The sequence below is a fragment of the Arthrobacter sp. Z5-13 genome, assembly GCF_056499105.1.
The window spans coordinates 3,007,319-3,032,713 of the sequence record NZ_CP096460.1 but is presented as its reverse complement, the minus strand read 5'-3'; the positions used below and the strand labels follow the sequence as shown (position 1 = coordinate 3,032,713).

General features: G+C 62.3%; 25 protein-coding genes. 17 read left to right on the top strand and 8 right to left on the bottom strand.

The window, feature by feature from the left end; all coding sequences use genetic code 11:
• The first annotated feature begins 33 nt into the window (after positions 1–33).
• Genes M1E02_RS14275 through M1E02_RS14245 form a run of 7 tightly spaced genes read left to right on the top strand, consistent with a single transcriptional unit; the run spans position 34 to position 7,998 of the window.
• Positions 34–1,641 carry a carboxyl transferase domain-containing protein gene (locus tag M1E02_RS14275; RefSeq protein ID WP_479374897.1) on the top strand — a complete coding sequence of 536 codons (1,608 nt, stop codon included), beginning with the start codon at positions 34–36 and terminating at the stop codon, positions 1,639–1,641.
• A gap of 3 nt (positions 1,642–1,644) precedes the next feature.
• Positions 1,645–3,873, top strand: a complete 2,229-nt coding sequence (locus tag M1E02_RS14270; RefSeq protein WP_479374896.1) for an ATP-binding protein — start codon at positions 1,645–1,647, stop codon at positions 3,871–3,873.
• A gap of 17 nt (positions 3,874–3,890) precedes the next feature.
• The gene (locus M1E02_RS14265; RefSeq protein WP_479374895.1) at positions 3,891–5,063 is read left to right on the top strand and encodes an acyl-CoA dehydrogenase family protein; all 1,173 of its coding nucleotides are present in this window, start codon (positions 3,891–3,893) and stop codon (positions 5,061–5,063) included.
• An 11-nt stretch (positions 5,064–5,074) separates the two neighbouring features.
• Positions 5,075–5,863, top strand: coding sequence for a CoA transferase subunit A (locus M1E02_RS14260; RefSeq protein ID WP_479374894.1), 789 nt, complete (start codon positions 5,075–5,077; stop codon positions 5,861–5,863).
• Between the two features lie 2 nt (positions 5,864–5,865).
• On the top strand, positions 5,866–6,600 hold the full coding sequence (locus M1E02_RS14255; protein WP_479374893.1) for a CoA transferase subunit B: 735 nt from the start codon (positions 5,866–5,868) through the stop codon (positions 6,598–6,600).
• A complete protein-coding gene (locus M1E02_RS14250) occupies positions 6,597–7,142 on the top strand; it encodes a MaoC family dehydratase (RefSeq protein WP_479374892.1) in 546 nt (181 codons plus the stop codon). The genes M1E02_RS14255 and M1E02_RS14250 overlap by 4 nt, the downstream gene beginning before the upstream one ends.
• A gap of 4 nt (positions 7,143–7,146) precedes the next feature.
• Positions 7,147–7,998, top strand: coding sequence for an HpcH/HpaI aldolase/citrate lyase family protein (locus M1E02_RS14245; protein WP_479374891.1), 852 nt, complete (start codon positions 7,147–7,149; stop codon positions 7,996–7,998).
• Positions 7,999–8,048: 50 nt separating this feature from the next.
• Here the strand turns inward: M1E02_RS14245 and M1E02_RS14240 are convergent, their stop codons facing one another.
• The 5 genes from M1E02_RS14240 to M1E02_RS14220 all read right to left on the bottom strand — a co-directional run bounded on the left by M1E02_RS14240 (position 8,049) and on the right by M1E02_RS14220 (position 12,809).
• Positions 8,049–9,008 (bottom strand): D-2-hydroxyacid dehydrogenase family protein, encoded by a 960-nt coding sequence (locus M1E02_RS14240; protein WP_479374890.1) that lies wholly within the window; start codon positions 9,006–9,008, stop codon positions 8,049–8,051.
• Between the two features lie 199 nt (positions 9,009–9,207).
• Positions 9,208–9,609: a universal stress protein gene (locus M1E02_RS14235; protein ID WP_479374889.1), complete on the bottom strand. Its 402-nt coding sequence runs from the start codon at positions 9,607–9,609 to the stop codon at positions 9,208–9,210.
• A gap of 67 nt (positions 9,610–9,676) precedes the next feature.
• Entirely contained in the window at positions 9,677–11,293 is a 1,617-nt protein-coding gene (locus M1E02_RS14230; RefSeq protein WP_479374888.1) for a tripartite tricarboxylate transporter permease, read from the bottom strand.
• Complete coding sequence (locus tag M1E02_RS14225) at positions 11,293–11,805, bottom strand: tripartite tricarboxylate transporter TctB family protein (RefSeq protein ID WP_479374887.1); 513 nt, start codon at positions 11,803–11,805, stop codon at positions 11,293–11,295. The genes M1E02_RS14230 and M1E02_RS14225 overlap by 1 nt, the downstream gene beginning before the upstream one ends.
• Entirely contained in the window at positions 11,802–12,809 is a 1,008-nt protein-coding gene (locus M1E02_RS14220; protein WP_479374886.1) for a Bug family tripartite tricarboxylate transporter substrate binding protein, read from the bottom strand. The genes M1E02_RS14225 and M1E02_RS14220 overlap by 4 nt, the downstream gene beginning before the upstream one ends.
• Positions 12,810–13,074: 265 nt before the next feature.
• Between M1E02_RS14220 and M1E02_RS14215 the strand changes: the two genes are divergently transcribed.
• The gene (locus M1E02_RS14215) at positions 13,075–14,652 is read left to right on the top strand and encodes a sensor histidine kinase (RefSeq protein WP_479374885.1); all 1,578 of its coding nucleotides are present in this window, start codon (positions 13,075–13,077) and stop codon (positions 14,650–14,652) included.
• Positions 14,649–15,320, top strand: coding sequence for a response regulator (locus M1E02_RS14210; protein WP_479374884.1), 672 nt, complete (start codon positions 14,649–14,651; stop codon positions 15,318–15,320). The genes M1E02_RS14215 and M1E02_RS14210 overlap by 4 nt, the downstream gene beginning before the upstream one ends.
• A gap of 26 nt (positions 15,321–15,346) precedes the next feature.
• On the opposite strand, the gene M1E02_RS14205 is transcribed toward M1E02_RS14210, so the two are convergent.
• The gene (locus M1E02_RS14205) at positions 15,347–16,807 is read right to left on the bottom strand and encodes a lipase maturation factor family protein (protein ID WP_479374883.1); all 1,461 of its coding nucleotides are present in this window, start codon (positions 16,805–16,807) and stop codon (positions 15,347–15,349) included.
• Positions 16,808–16,923: 116 nt separating this feature from the next.
• On the opposite strand from M1E02_RS14205, the gene dxr reads away from it, so the two are divergent.
• From dxr to M1E02_RS14165, 8 genes are all read left to right on the top strand, one after another.
• A complete protein-coding gene (dxr, locus tag M1E02_RS14200) occupies positions 16,924–18,141 on the top strand; it encodes a 1-deoxy-D-xylulose-5-phosphate reductoisomerase (RefSeq protein ID WP_479374882.1) in 1,218 nt (405 codons plus the stop codon).
• Positions 18,142–18,157: 16 nt separating this feature from the next.
• Positions 18,158–19,486 (top strand): M50 family metallopeptidase, encoded by a 1,329-nt coding sequence (locus tag M1E02_RS14195; protein WP_479374881.1) that lies wholly within the window; start codon positions 18,158–18,160, stop codon positions 19,484–19,486.
• 87 nt (positions 19,487–19,573) lie between these two features.
• On the top strand, positions 19,574–20,290 hold the full coding sequence (locus M1E02_RS14190) for a MarR family transcriptional regulator (protein WP_479374880.1): 717 nt from the start codon (positions 19,574–19,576) through the stop codon (positions 20,288–20,290).
• Positions 20,272–20,814 (top strand): hypothetical protein, encoded by a 543-nt coding sequence (locus tag M1E02_RS14185; protein ID WP_479374879.1) that lies wholly within the window; start codon positions 20,272–20,274, stop codon positions 20,812–20,814. Before M1E02_RS14190 ends, M1E02_RS14185 begins: the two co-directional genes overlap by 19 nt.
• Before the next feature lie 47 nt (positions 20,815–20,861).
• A complete protein-coding gene (locus M1E02_RS14180) occupies positions 20,862–21,155 on the top strand; it encodes a YciI family protein (RefSeq protein WP_479374878.1) in 294 nt (97 codons plus the stop codon).
• A gap of 46 nt (positions 21,156–21,201) precedes the next feature.
• A complete protein-coding gene (gene ispG / locus M1E02_RS14175; RefSeq protein ID WP_479374877.1) occupies positions 21,202–22,368 on the top strand; it encodes a flavodoxin-dependent (E)-4-hydroxy-3-methylbut-2-enyl-diphosphate synthase in 1,167 nt (388 codons plus the stop codon).
• Positions 22,331–23,218 (top strand): GNAT family N-acetyltransferase, encoded by an 888-nt coding sequence (locus M1E02_RS14170; protein ID WP_479378165.1) that lies wholly within the window; start codon positions 22,331–22,333, stop codon positions 23,216–23,218. Before ispG ends, M1E02_RS14170 begins: the two co-directional genes overlap by 38 nt.
• Before the next feature lie 40 nt (positions 23,219–23,258).
• The gene (locus M1E02_RS14165) at positions 23,259–24,008 is read left to right on the top strand and encodes a hypothetical protein (RefSeq protein ID WP_479374876.1); all 750 of its coding nucleotides are present in this window, start codon (positions 23,259–23,261) and stop codon (positions 24,006–24,008) included.
• Here the strand turns inward: M1E02_RS14165 and M1E02_RS14160 are convergent.
• Both M1E02_RS14160 and M1E02_RS14155 read right to left on the bottom strand, forming a co-directional pair.
• Positions 23,961–24,635: a TetR/AcrR family transcriptional regulator gene (locus tag M1E02_RS14160; protein WP_479374875.1), complete on the bottom strand. Its 675-nt coding sequence runs from the start codon at positions 24,633–24,635 to the stop codon at positions 23,961–23,963. The two genes, M1E02_RS14165 and M1E02_RS14160, sit on opposite strands and share 48 nt — an antisense overlap.
• The gene (locus M1E02_RS14155) at positions 24,632–25,375 is read right to left on the bottom strand and encodes an ABC transporter permease (protein ID WP_479378164.1); all 744 of its coding nucleotides are present in this window, start codon (positions 25,373–25,375) and stop codon (positions 24,632–24,634) included. Before M1E02_RS14155 ends, M1E02_RS14160 begins: the two co-directional genes overlap by 4 nt.
• Positions 25,376–25,395 lie beyond the last annotated feature (20 nt).

Here is a 25,395-nt window from a genome sequence, read left to right as displayed (position 1 = left end):
GCCCCGTGGGCCGTCCGGGAACGGAAGCAGTCAATGGAGACACTCGCCAGCCAGGTGGACGCAGCAAGCGCCGCCTTCTCGGCCAATCGGGAGGCTCAGCTTGCCTTGGCCCGTGAACTGAGGAAACGGTTGGCCGTTGCAGCGCTTGGCGGCCCGGAGAAATCCCGCGAACGCCATGTTTCCCGGGGAAAGCTGTTGCCGCGGGAGCGCATCGACCAGTTGCTCGATAACGGCAGCCCTTTCCTTGAAATCGCTCCGCTGGCAGCCAACGGAATGTACCAGGACGATTCCCCCGGGGCAGGCGTCATCGCCGGCATCGGACTGATCCACGGCAGGCACGTCCTGGTGATTTCCAATGACGCCACGGTCAAGGGCGGAACCTACTATCCGATGACGGTGAAAAAGCATCTCCGCGCCCAGGAGATTGCCCTGGAAAACCGGCTGCCCTGCATCTACCTGGTGGACTCGGGCGGAGCCTTCCTCCCGAAGCAGGACGAGGTCTTCCCGGACAAGGAACACTTTGGCCGGATCTTCTTTAACCAGGCCAGGATGTCTGCAGCCGGTATTCCTCAGATCGCTTCGGTGATGGGTTCCTGCACTGCGGGTGGGGCCTACGTTCCGGCCATGAGCGATGAGACTGTCATCGTCCGCAATCAGGGCACCATATTCCTGGGCGGCCCGCCGCTGGTAAAGGCCGCCATCGGTGAAATCGTTACGGCAGAGGAACTGGGCGGGGGAGATGTCCACTCGAAAATCTCCGGGGTCAGCGATCACCTGGCTGAGAATGACGAGCACGCACTGCAGATTGTCCGCGACATCGTTGCCACCCTGCCGCCTCCGGCCAACCCAGCGTGGGAGGTGGAGGCCGCCGTCGAACCCGTGGGAGATCCGGAAGAGATCTATGGTGCGGTGCCCACAGACGTGAACGCCCAGTACGACGTTCGTGAGGTGATTGCCCGGCTTGTGGACGGCAGCCGTTTCCACGAGTTCAAGAAAAACTACGGCACCACCCTGGTGACGGGGTTTGCGCGGCTCCACGGGCATCAGGTGGGCATCGTGGCCAACAACGGTGTGCTGTTCAGCGAATCCTCGCTGAAGGGGGCGCACTTCATCGAACTGTGCGATCAGCGCGGCATTCCGCTGGTTTTCCTGCAGAACATCTCCGGCTTTATGGTGGGCAAGGATTCCGAACAGGGAGGAATAGCCAAAAACGGGGCGAAGATGGTCACCGCCGTCGCCACAGCCCGGGTACCCAAACTGACAGTGGTCATTGGCGGTTCCTTCGGCGCCGGGAACTACTCCATGTGCGGGCGTGCCTATTCTCCGCGGTTCCTGTGGATGTGGCCGGCCAGCCGGATTTCGGTTATGGGCGGCAACCAGGCCTCCAGCGTCCTTGCCACGGTTAAACGCGAGCAGTACGAGGGGCGGGGCGAGGAATGGTCCGCCGAGGACGAGGAAGCCTTCAAGGCTCCCATCCGGCAGCAGTATGAGGACCAGGGGAGCCCCTACTATTCCACGGCCCGACTGTGGGACGACGGCGTTATTGACCCTGCAGATACCCGCACCGTTTTGGGGCTGGCGCTCGACGTCGTCTCCCGCACCCCACTGCCGGAGACCTCCTTCGGCCTCTTCCGGATGTGAGCCATGACCACCACCGATGACCGAACCCCGGCCAATGTAAACAGCGACGTCCTGTTCGGTAAGGATGCCCTGTTCCACACCGTGCTCGTGGCAAACCGCGGCGAGATCGCCTGCCGGGTGATCCGGACGCTCCGGATCATGGGTATCCGTTCCGTGGCCGTCTACAGTGATGCCGACGCCGGTGCCCGCCACGTGCTGGAAGCCGACACCGCCGTCAGGATCGGCCCTGCCGCGGCCTCAGAGAGCTACCTCAACATCGATGCCTTAGTCCGGGCCTGCCGGGACAGCGGTGCCCAGGCAGTCCATCCCGGCTACGGGTTCCTGAGCGAGAACGCCGAATTTGCCCGGGCCCTCGAGGCTGCAGGGATCACTTTCATCGGTCCTGGCGTCGAGTCCCTGAATATCATGGGCGACAAGATCCGCTCCAAGAACCATGTGGCTGGCTACGGCGTTCCCGTGGTCCCGGGCATTGCCCAACCCGGGCTAACCAACCAGGACCTGATTGACGCCGCCGCAGATGTGGGGTTCCCGTTGCTGATCAAGCCTTCGGCAGGTGGCGGCGGCAAGGGCATGCACACAGTGGAGCGGCCGGACGAACTCGCCGCCACGCTTGCTACGGCCAGGCGGGTGGCCGCCAGTGCCTTCGGCGACGACACCCTGTTCCTGGAACGGCTGGTTCTGAATCCGCGGCATATTGAAGTGCAGGTGCTTGCCGACAATCACGGGAACGTGATCCATCTTGGGGAACGCGAATGCTCGCTCCAGCGCAGGCATCAGAAAGTCATCGAGGAAGCGCCGTCGCCGCTGCTGGAATCCCTCAGCGATGGCGCCGCTGTCCGGGCCCGGATCGGGGAGGCAGCATGCCAGGCTGCCCGCAGCGTCAACTACAGCGGGGCCGGCACGGTTGAATTCCTGGTTTCTGATGACGCCCCGGACGAGTTCTTCTTTATGGAAATGAACACGAGGCTCCAGGTGGAACATCCTGTCACCGAGATGGTCACGGGTATCGACCTGGTGGAATGGCAGGTGCGGATCGCCGCCGGCGAGGTGCTCACTGTGGCGCAGGACGACGTCGTCCTCAACGGTCACGCCGTCGAAGCGCGAATTTACGCGGAAGTGCCGCAACGGAATTTTCTGCCGTCCGCCGGAACGGTGCTCCTACTGGACGAACTTCCGTCGGCGGCCGCCGCTGAGGGGAGCGGCCAGAGGCTTCGCGTGGATTCGTCGCTGCTTGAGGGCCTCGAGATCGGCTCAAATTACGATCCCATGATTTCCAAGGTCATCGCGTGGGGGGCTGACCGGAAAGCAGCGCTGGACACCCTGGATGCGGCGTTGTCCGCCTATACAGCCTTGGGTGTGGCCACCAACGTTGAGTATCTGCGGCTCCTGATCAACGACGACGACGTCCGCGCCGGACGGCTGGCCACCACCCTGATCGAACGGAAGATGCCGGACCTCACCTTCCGGAAGACCGGGGATGTCGACCTCATCGCAGCAGCACTATGCGTGCAGGCTCTGGAGCGGGGGAACCGGGACGGCACAGTTCCGGAAACAACTTCTTCGCGGAAGGCGGGCAGTCCCTGGAATACCCGCAGCGGCTGGCGGATGGCCGGGAATGCTCCATGGATGGTCCACCTGGGACGCGGTGCCGGGGAGGTTGTTACAGTCCGCCTCGGTTCTACGCTGCAGGGTTCGTTGGCGGCCCGGGTAGGAAACGGTTCCGAACATGAGGCATCGCTGGACAGTATCGGCAATGGGAAGCTCGCCATCACCCGCGACGGCGAGAGCAGGCAGTATTCGGTAGCCAAGTCGCAGAGCGGGGAGCTGTACCTGGGCCACGACGGCTGGTCCTGCAGGCTGGAAATCCTCACCAGGGAATCACGGCTGGCCCGGGTCCTGGCCGCGATCCAACGGGTGGACGGGGTTGCCGACCCCGAAATCCGCTCGCCGATGCCCGGGACAGTGGTTTCGGTCTCAGTCAACGACGGCGAAACCGTGGCGTCCGGGCAGGTCCTGCTCGCTGTGGAGGCCATGAAAATGGAACACCAGCTGACGGCCAGTACCGCGGGGACAGTGCAGATCAGCGTCAACGCAGGCGATCTCGTAAAAGCGGATCAGGTCCTCGCCACCATCCATCCTCCGGTCCCTCAAGCCGCCGGAGAGGTTTCTGACAAGGAATCAACCGCACAAGCTGCGATGGCCATGGGCTCCGCAGATATAGAGCAGCGTTAGGACAAGGAAGACACACCATGGCTGATTTTGCACTCAGTGAGGAATACCAGGACCTCAGCGATACTGTCCGGGAATTTGCGGACGAAGTGGTTGCGCCGGTCTCGGCCAAGCACGATGAAGAGCACAGTTTCCCGTACGAAGTGGTATCCCAAATGGCCGACATGGGACTCTTTGGCCTGCCGTTCCCCGAGGAATACGGCGGGATGGGGGGAGACTACTTTGCCCTTGCCATTGCCCTCGAACAGCTGGGCCGGGTAGACCAATCCGTGGCCATCACCCTGGAAGCCGGAGTTTCCCTGGGTGCCATGCCCGTCTACAGGTTCGGCACAGACGCCCAGAAGAAGGAATGGCTCCCGGCGCTGGCCTCCGGGACGGCGCTCGCGGGATTCGGACTGACTGAACCTGAAGCCGGCTCGGATGCCGGCGGCACCAAGACCACCGCCAAGCTGGAGGGCGGCGAATGGATCATCAACGGGAACAAGGAATTCATCACCAACTCCGGCACGGATATCACGCGGCTGGTCACGGTCACCGCCGTCACAGGCAGGCACGAACGCAAGGACGGGAGCATCAAGAAGGAAATCTCCACCATTTTGGTGCCCACCGACACGCCCGGATTCAAGGCCGAGAAAGCGTACAACAAGGTGGGCTGGAACGCGTCCGACACCCACCCGCTGACGCTCAAGGACGTCCACGTTCCGGAAGAAAACCTGCTGGGAGAACAGGGACGGGGGTACGCAAATTTCCTGTCCATTCTCGACGAAGGCCGGATCGCCATCGCCGCGCTCGCCACTGGCGCAGCCCAAGGGTGCGTGGACCTCTCGGTTAAATACGCCAAGGAACGCAGTGCTTTTGGTCATCACATCGGCAAGTACCAGGCCATCGCCTTCAAGATCGCCCGGATGCAGGCCCGCGCCCACACTGCACGGTTGGCCTACTACGACGCCGCGGCCAGGATGCTGGCAGGGAAGCCGTTCAAGACCGAAGCCGCCATAGCTAAGATGGTCGCAGGCGAGGCAGCCATGGACAATGCGCGGGATGCCACCCAGGTGTTCGGCGGCTATGGCTTCATCAACGAATTCACCGTGGCACGCCACTACCGCGACTCCAAGATCCTGGAAGTCGGGGAGGGCACCACGGAGGTCCAGCTGATGCTCATCGCCCGCGAACTGGGATTGAAGCCGGCCTGAGAGGATCAACGATGATTGACAAGGTTGTTGCCAGTGCCGAGGAGGCCGTAGCCGATATCCCCGACGGCGCCTCCCTCGCCGTCGGCGGTTTTGGCTTGTGCGGCATCCCGGTTGCGTTGATCGACGCCCTCCACCGACGCGGCACCCGGGACCTGGAAACGGTCAGCAACAACTGCGGCGTTGACGACTGGGGCCTTGGGATTCTCCTGAAGGACGGCAGGATCCGCCGGACCGTCAGTTCCTACGTTGGCGAGAACAAGGAATTTGCCCGCCAGTACCTCTCAGGCGAGCTGGAGGTTGTCCTCACACCACAGGGCACTTTGGCAGAGAAGCTCCGTGCAGGCGGTGCGGGGATACCTGCCTTCTTCACCAGTGCGGGCGTCGGCACTCAGGTATCCGAAGGAGGGCTGCCGCAAAAGTACGATACCGATGGCAGCATAGCCATCGCCTCCAAACCCAAGGAAGTGCGCACCTTCAACGGAGCCGACTACGTCCTGGAGGAGTCCCTCACTCCGGACTTTGGACTGGTGCACGCCTGGAAAGGGGACAGGCACGGAAACCTCATGTTCCACGCAACCGCCATGAACTTCAATCCCCTGTGTGCCATGGCCGGGAAGATCACCATCGCCGAGGTGGAGGAACTGGTGGAACCGGGCGAACTGGACCCCGAGCATATCCACACTCCTGGCATTTTCGTCCAACGGGTGGTGCTGGCCCCCGCCGTCGAGAAGCGCATCGAAAAGAAAACCGTTTCGGCAGCAGCGTCGGCATCCTTCGATTCACCCCAGGCAGGAGCATAGCCATGGATCCGAACAGCTCGCAGGCACCCCGACCGGAAGGTGTCCGTCCTGAATACCGCCGGGCCGCCGCCTCCAGTCCCGAAGGCAAGGGCTGGACGCGCTATGAAATGGCCGCAAGGGTGGCAAAGGAACTCCATAACGGGCAGTACGTGAACCTCGGCATCGGAATGCCCACCCTGATACCCAACTACATTCCTGCCGGCATGGAGGTGGTCCTCCACTCCGAAAACGGCATCCTCGGCGTCGGGCCCTATCCCGCGGAGGAGAAGGTGGACCCGGACCTTATCAACGCCGGTAAGGAAACCGTCACCGTGAATGCCGGGGCGGCATTCTTTGATTCCGCCACCTCCTTCGGAATGATCCGTGGAGGGCATGTGGACGTTGCCGTGCTCGGAGCCATGGAAGTCGCTGCCAACGGCGACCTTGCGAACTGGATGATTCCCGGCAAGATGGTCAAGGGGATGGGCGGCGCCATGGACCTGGTGTTTGGCGCCAAAAGAGTAATCGTGATGATGGAGCATGTGGACCGCAACGGACGGCCGAAAATTGTCCAGGAATGCACGCTGCCTCTTACCGGCAAGGGGTGCGTTGACAGGATCATCACGGACCTCGCGGTCATTGACGTCACCTCCGACGGACTGGTGCTGCGCGAGCTGGCACCCAACGTGTCGGTTGAGGACGTTGCCGCTGCCACCGGCGTCGAACTCCTGGAGGAAGACCGGGAACTGACGGTATGACGGATCCTAAGACACCGGAACCGGCGGCGCAGCGGATCATCGAACAGCGCGGACTGTACTACGACGAACTGGAGACCGGAGTGCTGTACGCGCACCGGCCGGGGCGCACGGTGACCGAAACTGACAACGTCCTCTTCACCACCATGACGATGAACACCCAAGCGCTTCACCTGGATGCGGCCTGGAGCGCGGGGCAGCCCTTCGGGCAGCGGCTGGTGAATTCGATGTTCACCCTCGCCACCGTGGTGGGGCAATCGGTACCCCAGCTGACGCAGGGGACCATCATTGCCCAGCTTGGCCTGACCGATGTCTCCTTTCCGCACCCCCTGTACCACGGCGACACCCTGTACACCGATACGCAAATCACCGGAAAGCGCCTTTCGGATTCCAGGCCCGGCCAGGGGATAGTGACCATGACGCACACCGGCCGGAACCAGGACGGGAAGGTGGTTGCAGTGGCCACCCGGAGTTGCCTGATGTGGACTCGGGAAGCCCACCTGCAGGCCCAGGAAGCCCGGAAATCAGAAGTGGGGGGACAATAAATTCATGACGTTTGTGATGGGTCCTGCCCTGCTGTTCTGCCCTGCCGACCGCCCTGAACGCTACCTGAAAGCGGCAGAACGGGCCGACGCCGTCATCCTTGACCTGGAGGATGCCGTGGCGCCGGAAGACAAGCAACGTGCCCGGGGTGCAATCCTCGCGCAGCTCGGTGCCAAGGGAGATGTGCCGGAACTCGAGCCAACCCGCACCATTGTCCGCCTCAATCCGGCAGGCACTGAGGAGTTTGAGAAGGACCTGCACTGCCTCGCCCACACGCCCTACCGGACCGTCATGCTTGCCAAAGCTGAGAGCACGGCCCAGGTGCAGGCACTTGAAGGGTTCAGCGTCATCGCACTGTGCGAAACTGCGGCCGGAATCATCAACGCCCCGTCCATAGCCGCCGAACCCAACGTGGTGGCTCTGATGTGGGGAGCCGAGGACCTGCTCGCCTCCTTGGGGGGAACCTCAAGCAGGAACGACGACGGCGGCTACCGCGCCGTTGCCCTGCACTCCCGTTCAGCTGTCCTGCTTGCGGCCCGGGCCTTTGGCAAGGAAGCCATTGACTCGGTGTACGTGAACATCCCTGATCTCGCCGGCCTGGCTTCGGAAAGCCGCGATGCAGTGGCGTCCGGCTTCAGCTCGAAGGCGTGCATCCATCCCAACCAGGTGGCGGTTGTCCGTGACGCCTACGCGCCTTCCGAGTCGGAGGTTGCCGAGGCCAACGAGCTACTGCAAGCTGCGGCCAGCGCCGGGTCGGGCGTATTTCAGTTCAAGGGCAAAATGGTCGACGGCCCCATCCTCAAGCATGCCGAAGCCACCGTGCGCCGGTCTGGCGCCAGGCCAATCTCAGGCCGTTAAGCGGGCCCCTGCCGTTAGGTCAGCTGCACACCTCTAAAGCCGGCCGCCCGCTAAGCCAGTCTCCGGATCGGTGCGCCGTCCAGCCAGGCCCTGACATCCTCGAACGCCCCGCCGAGGAAAGCCTTGTAGCTCTCGTTCGTGACGTAGCCCAGATGGGGAGTCAGGACAGTCCTCGGGGCACTGAGGAGCGGGTGCCCGGGCGGCAGGGGCTCCTGGTCATAGACGTCGAGCGCGGCTCCGCGGATGTGCCCTTTATGCAGGGCGTCGAGGAGAGCCTGTTGGTCCACCAGCGGGCCTCGTGAAGTGTTCACGAGCACGCCCTCAGGTCCGAGGAGACGCAGTTCCCTTTCCCCGACGATGCCCTCGCTCCGTTCGGAGAGGCGCAGGTGGAGGCTTACGACGTCGGACTCACGGAAGAGCTCGTCCTTGCTGACTTTCCGTACACCGGCGGCCGCCGCGGTCTCTTCTGTCAGGTTCTGGCTCCATGCCAGCACCTCCATGCCGAAGGCCTTCCCGTAGGCAGCGATCCGGTGACCTATCTTGCCGAGTCCCACGATGCCCAGCGTCTTGCCAGACAGTTCGAAACCCACGGTCCGCTGCCAGCGGCCGTTCCGCAGCGAAGTTTCTTCTGCGGTGAGGTTGCGGGTGAAGGCCAGCAGGAGGGCCCAGGTCAGTTCGGGGGCGGCTGTGGGGGAGCCGCCCGTGCCGCAAACAACAACGCCGTTCTCTTTGGCGGTGTCAAGGTCGATGGCAGCGTTGGCGGCTCCAGTGGTGACCAGCAGTTTCAATTGCGGCAGTTTTTCCAGGACGCTTCGGGGGAAGGGGGTCCGTTCACGCATGGCCACGATGATCTCGAAGTCTGACAGTGCTGCGGCGACTGCATTGTCGGAGCCCAGGGGTGTGTTGAAGATTGTCACCTCCACCCCGTCGACGGCCAGGGAACTCCAGGGCGCGAAGTCTTCAGCCACGTTTTGGTAGTCGTCAAGGATGGCCAGGCGGAACCTTGTCATGGAGTCCTTCCCAGCGGCCCGGAGGGAGCAGCTGAAGGGGTAGCCGTTGCATGGTTAGTAGATGAATTGATTATGCGGGCCGTGTGCATCTGACAGCAGTAGGCGGCGGGTGGAAAGTCATTGCCTTTCCACCCGCCGCCTACACATGGCGTTCGCTAAGCCGTCGGTGTCGCCCTTGCACCCAATGCCGGAGGTGCCCCTAGTGAGCCGGAGCGGCCTTGACGGCAAGAATCGGGCAGTCTGCCTCGAGCAGTATCTGCTGTGAGGTGCTCCCCATAATCAGTTTCCCTACCGGGGTGCGCCTGCGAAGGCCTATGACGACGAGGTCGGCACGGTGCTGTTCCGCGGCCTGAAGCACCTCTGTGGCGGCATCGTTCCCGCGCACAGGCTGCTGGATGATGTGCTCGATTCCTTCCTTCTTCAGGCGTTCCTCGATGCTGGCGATGTCCTCCACCTGGGCGTAGCGCTTGTCCACGAGGGCGTCCCCGCGGGAGGAGTTGATGATGACGAGGAGCGCTTTGTTCTTTCGCGCCTCGGCGATAGCCGCTTCCAGTGCTGCTGCCCCTTCGGGCGTGGGAACGTAGCCAACGATGATACTCACGGTTTCTCCTGTGATCTGTGGTTTGTGCCTTCTGGTTTTCTGGCTGTCGTGGGGGAGTGAGGGCTGGCTAGCCGTCACCATCGCCGCTGTTGCCACCATCGCTTCCGTCGGAGCGGTGGCCGGCATGGGTGACATTGCCGCGGGTGACGTCTGTCGGCTCGGATCCACGCGTTGCGTTGGCGGACAAGAGGCTGGGGGCCGGATGGTTGCGGCGCCAGAGCTTCACCAGGAACGGGAAGATGAGGAGGATAGCAATAATGATGTAGACGACCACGGCGATAGGTTCACTAAGAAGCCCCGACGGGTCTCCGTTGAACAGCTTGATTGTCCTTCGAAGTTGTTCCTCGATCCGCGGCCCCAGGATCACACCAAGGATGAGAGGTAGTACCGGAAGCCCGAAGCGGCGCATCATGAAGCCCAGTGCACCGAGTACCAGCAGAAGAACCAGGTCGAACGCCTGCAGGTTCACCGAATAGGCGCCCAGTGTGGCGAAGAACAGGATGCCGGCGTACAGGTACGGCCGCGGGAGCTGCAGGATTTTTGCCCACATCGGAGCCAGCGGCAGGTTGATGAGCAGGAGCAGGAAGTTGCCGATGAAGAGGCTCGCGATCAAGGCCCAGACCAGGGGTCCCTCGCTCTGGAACAGCTGCGGTCCCGGCTGGATGCCGAACTGGATGAAGGCTGCGAGCATCACGGCCGCAGTAGCATTCGTGGGCAGGCCCAGGGCCAGCAGGGGCGTCATGGTACCCGCGGCTGCCGCGTTGTTGGCTGCTTCCGGCCCGGCAACACCTTCGATGGCACCTTTGCCGAATTCCTCGGGATGCTTGCTGAGGCGCTTCTCCGTCACATAGGAGAGGAATGTGGGGATCTCGGCTCCACCGGCTGGAAGTGCACCGAACGGGAAGCCGAATGCCGTTCCACGGAGCCAGGGCTTCCAGGACCGCTTCCAGTCCTGTTTTCCCATCCAGGGACGGCCCACAGGGATAACCTGCAACGGCGTGCGGCGCATGTGGGCGGCCACCCATAGTGCCTCACCCATGGCGAAGATGGCCACGGCCACCACCACGATGTCCAGGCCGTCAACCAGCAACGGCTGGCCAAAGGTGAGCCGTTGCTGGCCGGTGACTTTGTCCATGCCCACGAGGCCAATCGCCAGCCCGAGACCCAGTGCCGCAAAGCCCCTCAACCGCGACGACCCCAAAACGGCTGTGACGGCAATGAGGGCAAGAATCATGATGGCGAAGTAGCTGGGGGAGCCCAGGCTGACGGCAAACTCGACGACGATCGGTGCGAAGACGGCCAGCAGTGCGGTGCCGATGGTGCCGGCGATGAAGGAGCCAATTGCCGCCGTCGCCAGGGCCTGGGCGGCTCTGCCGGCTTTGGCCATCTTGTTGCCTTCGATGGCTGTGACCACCGAGGACGATTCCCCTGGGGTATTGAGGAGGATGGACGTGGTGGAACCGCCGTACATACCGCCGTAGTAAATGCCGGCGAACATAATGAACGCGCTGGTTGGTTCAAGGACAGTTGTGACCGGGAGCAGCAATGCGATGGTCATGGCGGGGCCAAGACCCGGCAGCACGCCTACGGCGGAACCCAGGATGACGCCAATGCAGGCGTAGAGGAGGTTCATTGGCGTCAGGGCGGTGGCAAAGCCGTCCATGAGGGAGGAGAAGACATCCATCAGAGAATCCCTTCCAGGAGACCGGCTGGCAGTGGGATGTGCAGGCCGAGGTAGAAGCCGTAAAAGGTAAGGATGGACAGGGCCACCGAGATGAGGCCATCACGGATATAGTGCCGGCTTCCGAGGGCCCAGGCGCTGCCCCAGAACAGGACTGTTCCCGAGATCACCCAACCGGCCCAGTCAATGAGCAGGATGTTTGCCACGAACGCTCCGACCAGCGGCAGGACGGTTTTCCAGTCGGCGGGGTGCGTGAGGTCCACGTCCTCTCCGCCTTCGGCTTCACCCTGCCCGCCGCGCAGCACGTTCAGTGCCAGCAGGACGGAGCAGACGATCAGCAGGCCAGCCACGATGTAAGGCAAGGCCTTCGGTCCCACCGGATCTGACTGGGAATACGGGGTAGCCAGGCGAAGGGCGTCCACCAGGACGACGACGCCCGCCGCCCCGAGCAGGAGGGCTACCCCCAGCTCGGAGCGGCCTTTGAGCCTGGAGGTCAAAGATGGTGAGGAGCTCACGCCAAGCCAAGCTTCGTGAGAACGTCAGCCACCCGCTTGTCCTGGTCGCTCAGGAAGGTTTCGAACTCATCGCCGGTGATAAAGGCGTCGGTCCAGCTGTTCTTCTTAAGGGCTTCTTTCCAGCCCTCGGTGCCGTGCATCTTTTCGAGGGCGGCAATGAGCTTGGCCTTGTCGTCGTCGGTGATTCCCGGAGGAGCCACAATGCCGCGCCAGTTGGTGAACTCCAGGTCGATGCCCGATTCCTTCAGCGTCGGCGCGTCAACACCCTCAAGGCGCTCAGCGCCGCTTGTTGCCAGAACGCGGACCCCACCTGATTTGATCTGCTCAAGGTACTCGCCAGCACCGGAGGCCGCAAAGCCGATTTTGTTCCCCAGAAGGGCAGGGAGGAGGTCTCCACCGCCGTCGTAGGCCACATAGTTCACCTTGGTGGCGTCAATTCCAAGTGCTCCTGCCAGCTGCATGGGCAACAGGTGGTCAGGGCCGCCGGGGGAGGAGCCGCCGCCGACGCTGATGGAGCCGGGGTCTGCCTTCCACGCGGCCACCAGGTCATCGATGGTCTTGTAGGGCGAATCCTTGCTGACCATGATGGCGCCGGGCTCTTCAATAAGTTTGGCCAGCGGGGTGGTGTCCGTCAGCTTGGACTCTGTCTTGTTGGTATAGCTCGCGCCCACCACACCAAGGCCCATGAGCATGGTGAGGTCGCCGTTGCCCTTTTCGTTGACGATGCGGGCCAGGCCGACGGTTCCGCCGGCACCGGCAAGGTTGAAGACTTCAGTGTTGGTGGCAACCTTCTCGTCGTCGAGAACCTTGGCGGCCACGCGGGCAGTGGTGTCGTAACCTCCGCCCGGAGTGTTGGGGACCATGATCTGGAGCCCGGTCACCGGTCCGGCAGCGGCGCCGGTGGTGGAATTGGTGGAGCCTCCACCGGTGGCACCGCAACCGGTGGCCATCAGGGCGATGCCGGCGGCGACGGCGGCAATTCGCAATGCGCGGTTCTGGCGCATGGTGTTCCTCTTCTCGCTAAAATGATCAGCAAAACTGACTGGTGATCCGATGCTAGTCCCAGAGTGACGCGCATCACTGTTGTGTACGCAGAGAAACTTAAGTTCATTGCGTTCACGTTTCCGGCGTCCCACCCCCGAAGCGCTGCGATATAGTTCCGGTAGCCAGCGCTGACACGCACCGGAGCAACCAATCGCCGCTTCTGCAGAATTACCAAGACCTGCTGAACCACCAGAGGAAACAGCCACAGTGACTCGACGAAGAGGAATGTCCCTCGCTGGTCAGTACCTTGTTCTTCAGTTGCTGATAGTCCTGGCGGTCCTGGTGGCCGTAGTGGCAATTTCGCTCGCGCAGAGCGCCGCAGCCTTTGAACGGATCGAAGGACGCCAGGCTTTGTCCGCTGCCGAGGCCCTGGGCAGTAATCCGACAGTTCGCACGCTGCTGCCATCCGCCGAGCCTCGGGAAGGAGCGGCCCTTCCCGCGGTGGCAGAGTCTGTCCGGTCAGTTTCCGGAGCAACCCAGGTTGCGTTGGCCAGGCTCGACCGGACGGTGGTGGCCTCGTCTGATCCAAGCCTGCTGGGCCAGCCCCTGGAACTCGGCGAGAGCCGAGTGATGCTCGGCAGATCGTGGACAGGCGTAGTGGACGAAGCCGGCAGTGTCTTTCTCTCCGCCCACGTCCCTGTTCTCGATGACAAGGGCGACATGATCGGCATTGCGTCAGTCAGCCGTCACTACCCGTCCATGCTGGAGCGGCTAAACGATGCCGCACCGAATCTCCTTACCTACCTCGGCGTGGCAAGCGTGCTGGGTATTGCAGGATCCCTCCTGCTGGCACGACGGGTCAAACGTCAGACCCTGGGTATGGAACCCAGCGAAATCACTGGGCTGGTTGAAAACCGTGAGGCGATGCTGCACGGGCTGAAGGAAGGCGTGGTGGCGCTCGATCCCAACGAACGGATCACCGTAGCCAATGACAGTGCCCGTGAGTTGCTCGGCCTGCCGGCGGACTGCGTGGGCAAAAAGCTGGCAACGCTCCCGGTGGAGCCGGCTTTGAAGGACGTCCTTACCCGCGACCAGTCAGGCCCTGACCAGCTGGTCCTGGTGGGCGAGAGGATGTTGGTGCTGAACCGGGTACCCATCCGCTCAAGGGGACGCGACATAGGGTCCGTCACCACTCTCCGTGACAGGACCGAACTGTCCTCCCTGGAACGTGAACTCGGCGCCACGCGGACGGCTACGGACACCTTGCGGGCCCAGGCACATGAATTCGCCAACCAGCTGCACGTCATCTCGGGTCTCATCCAGATCGGCGAATATGATTCGGTGGTGCAGTTCGTCAATGGCGCCACCCTTGACCGGACCAGGCTTAACGATGAGGTCACCAGCCGGATAGAGGACCCGGCGTTGGCGGCCCTGCTGATCGCCAAAACCAGCCTCGCAACGGAGCGTGGAGTCACGTTGCAGCTGGATCCGGGGTCCTTGCTCGGACGTGTGGACGACGGACTGTCACGGGACCTGGTCACGGTCGTCGGAAACCTCGTGGATAACGCGCTCGACGCCGTTACAGGCAGGACGGATGCCACCGTTATCGTGTCGGTGGAAGAGGGCGACGACGACGTGACAGTCACTGTCCGTGACACCGGCCCGGGCGTGTCCCCGGACGCCGTGGAAAACATTTTCCGGCAGGGATTCACCACCAAGCAGCAGGGCAGCGAGGAAGGCCGTGGCTTCGGCCTCGCGCTCTCACGGGTGGTCTGCCGGAGGCGCGGCGGAGAGCTGTCCGTGGCCAACGATGGAGGAGCAGTGTTCAAAGCGGAACTGAAGCAGCGGAGGCAAGAGCTGTGATCAAAGTCCTGATAGTCGATGACGACTTCATGGTGGCGAAGGTGCACGCCGGTTTCATCCAGCGGACCCCTGGTTTCGTCGTCGTTGGCGCAGCCCATACGGGCGCCGACGCCCTGCTGAAGACCAAAGAGCTGCAGCCGGACCTGGTTCTTCTGGACATCCATCTGCCCGATGTGAACGGGCTTGACCTCATGCTGCAGCTTCGTGAGGTTGCACCCCGGCTCGATGTGCTGGTGATCAGTGCAGCGCGGGAGGTGGAAACAGTCCGTCGTGCCTTGCGGGGCGGCATCGTCCACTACCTCATCAAGCCGTTCTCCCAAACGGATCTGCAGGAACGGCTGGAGCACTACCGGATCGCCTACCAGGGCCTGGATTCGTCCAAGAACGTGGCAGAGCAGTCCGACGTCAATCGTTTGTTCGGCGTTGAGGGCGGTCAGCGGCCTCTGCCGAAGGGGTGCAGCCCGGAGACTCTGGAGCGGGTGGAGCAGGTACTCGGTTCCTCGGATACTGATTTGTCTGCCGCGGAAGTCGCCGATCTGCTGGGTACCTCACGGGTGAGTGCGCGGCGCTATCTGGAGTACCTCAACGACGAAGGCAGGGTGGACGTGCGGCTCAAATACGGCGCCGGGCGGCCCGAGCGCCGCTACGCCCTCAAGCCGGCTGCCTGACGTTCTTCACGGAGCCAGCGCGAATCTTATCGATCCGGTGGCAATGACAGCGGCGGAATCACTTCGGAAAGGGACGTCCTGATCCAGCGCTGCCTTGTCTCCCGGTACTCCGCACGGGTGGAGAAGCGGTAGTGGCAGCTGCGGACGCGAACCCAGCGGGGGCGTGCGCCGTCGAACGGGTCATAACGCAGGAGCTTCAGGACCCGGCGATCTGCCTGGAGGAGTTTGGCGAGGAAAGCGTAAAACCACTCCTCATGCACCGTGCGCAGCGGCAGGAACCACATAAGCCAATCCAGCCTCAGGTGGTAGGGCGCCCACTGCCTTGGCAGTCTGTACACATCTCCGGGCTTTCCCTTGAAGCCGTACTCGCGCCAGTCGCCGTCGTCGGGATCCTCAGTGAGGGTTCCTTCCACCACCATCTCGATCCGCCGTTTTGTGACTGTGCCGAAAGCCCCGTACGTGTTGACGAGTTGCCAGCGGTTGAAGCTGGCGTTCATGAGCTGGCGATGGGCAAAGAGATTCCGAATGGGCCAGTAGCTCAGCACCACGAGCAGGAGGGAGGCAGCCAGAACGATGATGAGCCACCACAGGGGAGTGCCGCCCGCCGCTGAGCCCTGTTCCGCCGGATACAGGTTAAGCGGAATAGCCGGCACCAGGGAGTGCAGCACGGAATCAGTGATGACGGAAAAGGCGAGCACAATGGGGATCCAGTTAAGCCAGGCAAAGTTCCCTGTGGCCACCAGCCATAGTTGGGTAAAGATGATGATCCCCGCTGCAATGCTTGCCAACGGCTGGGGAGCGAACAGGAAGAAGGGGACAACCAGCTGGGCGAAATGGTTCCCGAGGACTTCCATCCTGTGAAGCGGCTTAGGCAGGAGGTGCGCCTGCCGGCTCAGCGGCCCCGGCATGGGCTGGGTCTCGTGGTGGTAATACAGGGCTGTCAGGTCACGCCACTCGCTTCCGCCCCGGATTTTGATCATTCCTGCGCCGAATTCGAGGCGGAACAGCAGCCAGGCCAACAGGATGAGGATGGTCTTCGGCGGGGCCGTCTGGTTAGAGCCAAGGAAGGCCACGGTAAAGCCCGCCTCCAGCAGGAGGATCTCCCAACCGAAGCTGTAGAACGTCTGGCCCACGTTCACGATGGACATGTACAGGAGCCACAGGGAGAGGAAGGCGATCATGGGAAGCCACGGTGGCCCGAGCTGTGGAAGGCCAGCCACCAGCATTACGGCGATGGCCATCCCCGCTAAGCAGACAGCCCGCAAGAGGCGGTCTGAGTAGCGCCAGCGGAAGAGCGTAGGCATGGCCAGGCGTCCAGATCGTTCCAGGAACCGGGGAGCAGGGAGTAAGCCGCGTTCCCCCAGCAGGGCCGGAAACTGGTTCATGCCGGACAGGAAGGCGATGAAGTAGACCGCGGCGATGCCGCGCTGCAGTACTTCCCGGGCAATCCAGTAGTCCGGTGCGTCGAACCATCCCACCCAGTCCACATCACTTAAGCTACGCCGGCTGCGCCCATGGTCAATCCTCCGGCCATGGTCAATCCTCCGGCCTTGAAAGCGCGGCACCGGGAAGGAGTCCGTTCACAGTGCGGGATACTTAAGCCATGCAGATTTCTGGCGCCAGCCATTCCATCCCAGGGCAGCCGCGCAGGATCGTTCTCCTCGGGTCCACGGGTTCCATCGGTACCCAGGCGATCGAGGTGGTCGACGGCGCTCCCCACCTTTTCCAGGTGGTGGCACTTAGCGCCGGGGGAGGAAACCTGGAACTTCTTGCCAGGCAGGCCGTCCACACAGGCGCCCAGGCTGTAGGAATCGCCGCGGGCGATGCCGCGGAACTTCAGCGTCTTATCAAGGAAGCGGCCGGTGCAGCGGGCGTCATTGGCTACCAGCCGGAGATTGTTACCGGAGCGGATGCTTCCACCCGGATCGCGGAGGTGGAGGCCGACGTCGTCCTCAACGGCATCACAGGCTCCATTGGCCTCGCGCCCACCCTTGCCGCCCTGAAGTCAGGCGCCATCCTTGCCCTGGCGAACAAGGAATCCCTGATTGTGGGTGGTTCCCTCGTGAAGGCCGCCGCACGCGAAGGGCAGATTGTTCCGGTGGATTCCGAGCATTCCGCGATCGCCCAATGCCTGCGGGCAGGGTCCGCGGCCGAGGTTGACCGGCTCATCCTTACGGCATCCGGTGGCCCTTTCCGCGGAAAATCCAGGGAACAGCTCCACGATGTCTCGCCGCAGGATGCCCTGGCCCATCCCACTTGGGATATGGGCCTTATGGTCACCACCAACTCCGCCAGCCTGGTCAACAAGGGCCTGGAAGTCATCGAGGCGCACTTGTTGTTCGACATCCCGCTGGATCGGATCGACGTTGTGGTCCATCCGCAGTCCGTGGTCCATTCCATGGTCCAGTTCGTTGACGGTTCCGTCATTGCGCAGGCTTCTCCGCCGGACATGCGCCTGCCGATCGCCCTTGGAATGGGTTGGCCGGACCGCGTGCCGGCTGCGGCCCGCGCGTGCGACTGGACCAAGGCCACCAGCTGGACGTTTGAACCGCTGGACGTCACCGCCTTTCCCGCTGTGGACCTGGCTAAGGATGCCGCCAAGCAAGGCAGTACCTTTCCTGCGGTCTTCAACGCCTCCAACGAGGAAGCGGTGGTGGCCTTCCATGCCGGGAAGATCCGGTTCACGGACATTGTGGATACGATCGAAGCCGTCCTCAGTGAACATTCAGGGTCTTCCCTGCTGTCTGTTGAGTCCGTGCTGGATGCTGAAAAGTGGGCACGTGCGCGGACCCATGAACGTTTAGCTATGAGCAGTCTCTAGGAAGCAGCAGCCAAGCATGAACCCCGTCCTCCTTTTTATCCTCGGTGTCGTATTCGTAGCCATCGGCATCGCCGTTTCTATTGCGCTTCACGAGGTGGGCCACCTGCTTCCGGCAAAGCTTTTCAAGGTACGCGTCACCAAGTACATGATTGGCTTTGGCCCAACCCTCTGGTCCACGCGCAAAGGCGAGACCGAGTATGGATTCAAGGCCATCCCCTTGGGCGGCTATGTCTCGATGATCGGCATGTATCCGCCGAACAAGGAGGACGGGGCGGTGCGTCCCTCCAGCACCGGAATGTTCCAGACCCTTGCCAGCGAAGCGCGATCCGTGGCTCACCAGGAAGTCGGCCCCGGAGATGAGGGCCGCCTCTTCTATCAGCTGCCTGTATGGAAGAAGATCATCATCATGTTGGGCGGTCCTGCGGCCAACCTGCTGATAGGCCTGGTACTCACGGCCGTGCTGCTTATGGGCTTCGGCATTGCAACTGCCACCACCACTGTTGCCGATGTCTCCCGGTGCCAGGTCAAGGCCGGAGAAACCGTGGATCCGGATTCACCGGATTGCAAGCCCACACCTGCTGCGGCAGCCGGGATTAAGCCCTTGGACACCATTACGTCCTTCGACGGCAAACCCGTCACCAGTTGGGAGCAGCTGACCGGATGGATCCGCGAATCGGCAGGCAGGGAAGTCAGCATCACAGTGGAACGCGACGGCGCTCCCGTCACCACCACCGTCACGCCGGTTCTCTCCGCCCGCCCGATCATCGGTGAGGACGGAAGGCCTGCTTTGGACGCCGAAGGACAACCCCTCTACCAGGAGGTGGGATTCCTTGGCATCGGAGCCCAGACGGCCCTCATTCAGCAGCCAGCGTCCTCAGTGCTGCCCATGGCAGGGGAAAACATCAGGCAAGTAGCCGGCGTCGTCCTTAACCTTCCAGCCAGGGTGGCGGGCGTAGCGCAGGCCGCGTTCAGCGAAGAACCACGCGACCCGAACGGTCCCATCAGCGTTGTGGGTGTGGGCAGGGTTGCCGGTGAGGTAGCTGCCATGGAGCAGGTTCCCGTTCAATCGAGGCTTGCCGTCTTGGTCGGGCTTCTTGCCGGCCTGAACTTCGCGCTCGCGGTGTTCAACCTGATTCCGCTGCTTCCGCTGGATGGCGGGCACGTGGCAGGCGCCTTGTATGAGGGTGCGCGGCGACGGGTTGCCAAGCTCTTCGGCAAACCGGATCCTGGCGCCTTTGACATCGCCAAACTCCTGCCCGTGACCTACGTTGTGGCGATCCTGCTGATGGGGATGAGTGCGTTGTTAATCTATGCCGACATTGTTAAACCCATCAGCATCTTCTGACCGGCCTTATCAACCACATATGACTGTTTCCCAAATATCAGCCGGAAATGATTGATATTCGAAAATCAGCCAACTAGGGTTGAGCTCATGTTCGTCTTGACGATTGACCAACGCGGCAGTAGCTCAGATATTGACCGGGTGCCATTACTGCTGCAGGAAGTGGCGCCCCTGACCACTTCCGGAACGTTCGAGCGCTCGGTGGGTGATGAAATCCAGGGCGTTGTGCAGGATCCTGCCGAAGCTGTGGCAATTGCGCTCCATGCTCTGAGGGGGGAGCACTGGTATGTAGGCATTGGCGTTGGTCAGGTGGATATCCCGCTGCCTCAAATTCCGCGGGAAGGATCAGGTCCGGCTTTCGTAGCAGCCCGGCATGCTGTGGAGAGGGCTAAGGCCGCCGCGGGCCACGTCCCGTTGGCGGTCATGCCCGGGATGCCATTCCGCAGTGAAACTGGCGGCGGCCGCTCTGGCGGCGCCAGCAACGCGCAGGCAGTGGCCGCCTGTGCCAACGCCGAGGCAGTTTTGCGCCTCATCGGGCGCCTGATCCAGGAACGCAGCCAGGCGCAATGGAAAGTCGTGGACACCCTCATGGCTGTCCAGCAGAACCGCGAGGCCAGGCATGGCAGCCAGAAAATCGCTGCCCGCGAACTGGGAATCACGGAGCAGTCGGTGAGCCGCGCGGTGCTGCGGTCCGGATGGCAGGAAGAATGGGCGGCAAGGCCTGCCGTTGAAATGCTGCTCGCCCTGGCACACCAGATCATTACGGCTGAAGGGAGGGGAGGAGACGCATGGACGTTCTCTGGGTAACCCTCGCCATGGTCTTGGCGGGATTCGCCGGATGGCCCGTTACCGCGCTTGTTTTCCGACTTGCCAGGACGATTGATGACAAGGCCGATGCTGATAACCGCGCGGCGAGGAACACGGCCAAGCCTGACGACGGCGACGATCCTTCAGCGGACGTTACTGTTGACGGCGAAATCACGGTACCGGCAGGACCCTCCAAAGTGGAGGGCGGGGTCCCTGCAACAGCTCAGCCTGGCGCTGACCAATCTGGAGCGCCTACACCCGGCAAAGCTGACGGCGCCACGTCCACCCGGATCCTTCGGGGCGGGGCGATCATCGGTATCCTTGAGCGGCTTGCCGTCTGCCTTGCCATCCTGGGAGGACAGCCGGTAGCGATCGCCTACGTGGTTGCAATCAAGGGCCTGGGACGTTTTGCCGAGCTAAAAGAGACCCCCGTCGCCGCCGAGCGCTTCATTATTGGAACCCTGACGTCCATGTTCTGGGCTGCCGGAATTGCCGCATTGGCCAAGGTCTTGTTTCTGAGCTGACCCCGGCCGGATGGGTACTCTGGCAAGCAGCGAGATAGGGTAGCCCTATGACTGTTTTTGCTGTTGAGTACGTATACGACGCCGACTCCGGGCAGGTCCGTGACGCCCACCGCCCCGCCCATCGCGAATGGCTGACCGCTCTTGCCGGAGAAGGTGCGCTACTCACCAGCGGACCCTACTCTGACGGCGCTGGAGCCCTGTTGATTTTCAAAGCCACCGATGACGCCGCCTTGAGTGATCTCCTCCAGCAGGACCCGTTCGCTTCTGCCCAGGTAATTTCGGCGATCCGCATCACCGAGTGGAACCCGATCATCGGCCAGCTCGCCGAGCACGCAGCCTAGTCCAGTCCGGACCACAACCCCATATATCTTCAAACAAGGAGTCCACGTGACCTCGGTCAGCCTGGGAATGCCGTCAGCACCACCACCTGTTCTTGCCCCGCGCAGGAAGACCCGCCAGATCAAGGTAGGCTCGGTCGGCGTCGGCTCCGATTCGCCCATCAGCGTGCAGTCCATGACCACCACGCCCACAACGGATATCAACGCCACGCTCCAGCAGATCGCGGAGCTGACAGCATCCGGTTGCGACATCGTTCGGGTTGCCTGCCCATCAGCCGACGACGCCGAAGCACTCCCCATCATCGCCAGGAAATCCCAGATTCCCGTCATCGCTGACATCCACTTCCAGCCTAAGTATGTCTTCGCGGCCATCGAAGCCGGTTGCGCTGCGGTACGGGTGAACCCGGGAAATATCCGGAAGTTCGATGACCAGGTCAAGGAAATCGCCCGGGCAGCCAAGGACCACGGGACGTCCATCCGAATCGGCGTGAACGCAGGGTCACTGGAGCCGGGCATCCTCAAAAAGTACGGCAAGGCCACTCCCGAGGCCCTCGTGGAATCGGCAGTCTGGGAAGCGTCACTGTTCGAGGAGCATGGCTTCCATGACTTCAAGATCTCCGTGAAGCACAATGACCCCGTCATCATGGTGGCCGCCTACGAGATGCTCGCCGAGCAGGGGGACTGGCCTCTGCACCTTGGCGTGACCGAGGCCGGTCCGGCTTTCCAGGGCACTATCAAATCCGCGGTGGCCTTCGGTGCGCTCCTCTCCAAGGGCATTGGGGACACCATCCGCGTTTCCCTCTCCGCTCCGCCGGTGGAAGAAATCAAGGTGGGCAACCAGATCCTGCAGTCCCTGAATCTCCGGCCACGCAAACTCGAGATCGTTTCCTGCCCGTCCTGCGGCCGTGCCCAGGTCGATGTCTATACACTGGCTGAACAGGTTACGGCAGGACTTGAGGGTATGGAGATTCCCCTCCGGGTTGCTGTTATGGGCTGTGTGGTCAATGGACCGGGTGAAGCACGCGAAGCGGACCTCGGCGTCGCCTCGGGCAACGGCAAGGGCCAGATTTTCGTCAAGGGCGAAGTCATCAAGACTGTTCCTGAAAGCGAAATTGTTGAGACACTGATCGAAGAGGCCATGCGTATCGCCGAAGAGATGGGGGAGGCCGATGGCGAAGATGCTGTCAAGGGTAGCCCCGTGGTTAGCGTCTCGTAAGGACGGATACCCGGCCGGTACCTCCGTGCGTGTACTGGCCGGGGCCGATACCGCTAAGCTCCAGGAACTCGCACGGCAGGACGTCGTGGCAAATGTGTTTATTCTTGCGCATCTGGAGAGTACAGGAACGGCGGCACCTACTTCCGGTGGAGCCAACGTTCTGGGAGTGTTCGACGGCGAGGACCTGGTGGGTGCGTGCTGGGCAGGCGCCAACCTGGTGCCCATCCAGCTGGATCCCGATCTGGCAGGCAGCGTGGCTGCTGCAGCCTATGGATCCGGCCGCCGCTACGCGTCCATTTTTGGTCCTGCCGAAACAGTGCTCGCCATGTACGAACGGCTTGAAGACCTTGGCCAGCTGGCCCACGATGTCAGGGCCGTTCAGCCCCTGCTGACACTGACAGGCCCACCCACCGTGCAACCCGACGTCCATCTGGGCTTCAGCCGGTTCGATGACTTCGACCGCATCCTGCCGGCGTGTGCTGCGATGTTTGAAGAAGAAGTGGGGTACTCGCCCTTCCTGGGTGGACGGGAATTCTACAGCCGGAGGGTTGAGGGCCTCATCCGGCAAGGACACTCCCTGGTCCACCTTAATTCCGAGGGTGAAGTGGTGTTCAAAGCGGAGCTGGGAGCGGTGACCCCGGAAGTGACCCAGGTGCAGGGCGTTTGGATGAATCCTTCGTACCGCGGCAGGGGGCTGAGTGCCGCCTACATGGCCGCCGTCGTCAGCCATGCGCAGCAGCTCGCGCCGGTTACCAGCCTTTACGTTAACGACTACAACAGCCGCGCCAGGGCCACCTACGAACGCGTGGGTTTCCATCAGGTGGGTACGTTCGCTACAGTGCTCTTTTAGCTGTCCATCCCGGCCGGCATTTGGTCTTGATGGGGGAAAAATGAATACGTTTGCTTTCCGTACGCTTGGTGCGTCTGCGGTGCTGGTTGTTGGTCTCGCTGGCTGCGGCGCTCCTGCCGCGGAAACACCCGCGAAAAGCAGCGAGGGCGCATCCGCAGCGCACGTTGAGTCCGTGACTCCCACTCCGACTCCCACCCCTGAGGCCAAGGCCTACACTGCGGACGAGCTCGCGGTTTTGGTGGGCCAGTTAAAAGACTCCAAGGGTGTCAAGCTTTCAGTCATGTCCATGGCTGATATGTCGGGAACCTTTGAACAAACCAAGGCACTGTTGTCCTCGATGGTTGTGGAACCTGCAGATTGCCAGGAAATGGTTGTCGCTGGTATGCCCACTTCACTCGATGGCGCTTCGGCTGCATTCGGGACCAGCCTGAATGCAGTCGAGGGTATAACTTCGGTGTCCATGGCGTCCGGGCTCGAACCGGCATTCCTTGAGGAGACCGTGACGCAGGCCCAGGACGTATCCAAGTGCGCGAGCATGACATTTGCCGTCGGTGAAGTTAAGGCTGATATGGCAGTGAGGCCACTTGACGGCGTTGGCTCGGTACCCGGAACGTTCGCGTTTGAAAGTCTCAGCACGACGTCCACGGGGCAGAAGCAGGCGATGATCATGGCGCAGGCGATCTCTCGAGGCGTGCGGATTGTCGTAGTTTCCATGGGCGGGGCCAGCCAGGAAGAGTCGGTCTCAAGGACCGGAGCCATGATGGACCAGGCTGCTGCCCTCCTGAAGTAACGCTTTCTTTGCCCGCCCGGCGTCCAGCTCGCCCGTCAGGTAGTGCTGGACGTTGGGCGCAATGAGTCTGATGACCTCTTCTTCAGTCGCTGATGCCAGGGGCTCCAGCCGGATTACATAGCGCGTCAGCATCAGGCCCACCATCTGTGAGGCCACCAGGTTGCCGCGCAGCCGCACTTCTTCGGCTGTGCCAGGGACTCCTGCCATGATCCTGGACAGAATGGTCCTCGTGACCAGTTCCCTCATCATGGCTGTCTTGGCCTTGGACCCGATGGTTCCACGAAGAAACGCCACCAGGCTGTGCTGCGCAGGGCTCTCCCAAAGCCGGAGCACGGCCCCGACAATGGCCTCCGCTCGATGCTCAGGGTCGAGGCCGTCCACTCCGGCCAGTACCTGGGCCGGATCTGCCGGCAGCTCCACGCTCAGCGCAAAGAGCTCATCCTTGCCGTTGAAGAAATGGTGAACCATGGCTGGATCCACCTCAGCCTCGCGGGCGATTTGCCGCAGGCTGGTGCCATCAAAACCATGGTCGGCAAAAAGCTTTCGCGCAGCCGCCATAATTTGGTCTTTGGATGCGACACCGCCCTTGCGCCGGCCCCTCCTGGCCAGTGGAAGGTCCTCGCTCATGGTGTTTGCCGGCGTAATGTCAGCGAGGCAAGCACCAGCACCCCCAGCACAATCGTGCCCATCACGCTGACGTCCTGCCACATCAGATCGGTTGCTTCGGCGTTCTCCGCAACTTCCCGCAAGGCATCGACGGAGAACGTCAGCGGCAGAACATTGGAGATTGCCTCGAGGACCTCGTGCATCCTGTCCCGGGCCACAAAGAGCCCGCACAACAGGATCTGCGGCACCACCACAACCGGCATGAACTGGACCGCCTGAAACTCCGTCCATGCAAAGGCTGAGCAGAGCAATCCCAGCGCCACCCCCAGGACTGCGTTGATGACGGCAATCATCACCACCCAGAGGGGACTGCCCTGGATATCCAGATTGAAAATCCAGTAGGCCACGGCTGTAGCAACCAATGACTGCAACGCAGCCATGATCGAGAAGGCAAGGCCGTATCCGAAAAGAAGGTCCGCCTTGTGGATCGGTGTGGTGAGAAGCCTCTCCAGGGTCCCTGACGTCCGCTCCCTGAGCATGGTGATTGAGGTAACCAGAAACATCACCACGAACGGAAAGATGGCAAGCATCATGAGCCCCACCCGGTCGAATGTCCTTGGGACTCCCGGTGGGAGGGTTTCGTTCTCATAGAGGAAGTAGACAGCGGTCAGGAGCAGTGCAGGGACTACCAGGATGAGTGCGATGCTGCGGCGGTCATGCCGCAACTGGTCAAGTACCCGCCCTGCCGTTGCCAGCATCATTTGGGGATTCATCACGCCAC

Excerpts from the sequence above, each read along its gene's own strand:
- M1E02_RS14275 (WP_479374897.1), top strand. The coding sequence starts at position 34 with ATGGAGACACTCGCCAGCCAGGTGGACGCAGCAAGCGCCGCCTTCTCG.
- M1E02_RS14270 (WP_479374896.1), top strand. The coding sequence starts at position 1,645 with ATGACCACCACCGATGACCGAACCCCGGCCAATGTAAACAGCGACGTC.
- M1E02_RS14265 (WP_479374895.1), top strand. The coding sequence starts at position 3,891 with ATGGCTGATTTTGCACTCAGTGAGGAATACCAGGACCTCAGCGATACT.
- M1E02_RS14260 (WP_479374894.1), top strand. The coding sequence starts at position 5,075 with ATGATTGACAAGGTTGTTGCCAGTGCCGAGGAGGCCGTAGCCGATATC.
- M1E02_RS14255 (WP_479374893.1), top strand. The coding sequence starts at position 5,866 with ATGGATCCGAACAGCTCGCAGGCACCCCGACCGGAAGGTGTCCGTCCT.
- M1E02_RS14250 (WP_479374892.1), top strand. The coding sequence starts at position 6,597 with ATGACGGATCCTAAGACACCGGAACCGGCGGCGCAGCGGATCATCGAA.
- M1E02_RS14245 (WP_479374891.1), top strand. The coding sequence starts at position 7,147 with ATGACGTTTGTGATGGGTCCTGCCCTGCTGTTCTGCCCTGCCGACCGC.
- M1E02_RS14240 (WP_479374890.1), bottom strand. The coding sequence starts at position 9,008 with ATGACAAGGTTCCGCCTGGCCATCCTTGACGACTACCAAAACGTGGCT.
- M1E02_RS14230 (WP_479374888.1), bottom strand. The coding sequence starts at position 11,293 with ATGGATGTCTTCTCCTCCCTCATGGACGGCTTTGCCACCGCCCTGACG.
- M1E02_RS14220 (WP_479374886.1), bottom strand. The coding sequence starts at position 12,809 with ATGCGCCAGAACCGCGCATTGCGAATTGCCGCCGTCGCCGCCGGCATC.
- M1E02_RS14215 (WP_479374885.1), top strand. The coding sequence starts at position 13,075 with ATGTCCCTCGCTGGTCAGTACCTTGTTCTTCAGTTGCTGATAGTCCTG.
- dxr (WP_479374882.1), top strand. The coding sequence starts at position 16,924 with ATGCAGATTTCTGGCGCCAGCCATTCCATCCCAGGGCAGCCGCGCAGG.
- M1E02_RS14195 (WP_479374881.1), top strand. The coding sequence starts at position 18,158 with ATGAACCCCGTCCTCCTTTTTATCCTCGGTGTCGTATTCGTAGCCATC.
- M1E02_RS14190 (WP_479374880.1), top strand. The coding sequence starts at position 19,574 with ATGTTCGTCTTGACGATTGACCAACGCGGCAGTAGCTCAGATATTGAC.
- M1E02_RS14185 (WP_479374879.1), top strand. The coding sequence starts at position 20,272 with ATGGACGTTCTCTGGGTAACCCTCGCCATGGTCTTGGCGGGATTCGCC.
- M1E02_RS14180 (WP_479374878.1), top strand. The coding sequence starts at position 20,862 with ATGACTGTTTTTGCTGTTGAGTACGTATACGACGCCGACTCCGGGCAG.
- M1E02_RS14170 (WP_479378165.1), top strand. The coding sequence starts at position 22,331 with ATGCTGTCAAGGGTAGCCCCGTGGTTAGCGTCTCGTAAGGACGGATAC.
- M1E02_RS14165 (WP_479374876.1), top strand. The coding sequence starts at position 23,259 with ATGAATACGTTTGCTTTCCGTACGCTTGGTGCGTCTGCGGTGCTGGTT.
- M1E02_RS14160 (WP_479374875.1), bottom strand. The coding sequence starts at position 24,635 with ATGAGCGAGGACCTTCCACTGGCCAGGAGGGGCCGGCGCAAGGGCGGT.
- M1E02_RS14155 (WP_479378164.1), bottom strand. The coding sequence starts at position 25,375 with ATGATGCTGGCAACGGCAGGGCGGGTACTTGACCAGTTGCGGCATGAC.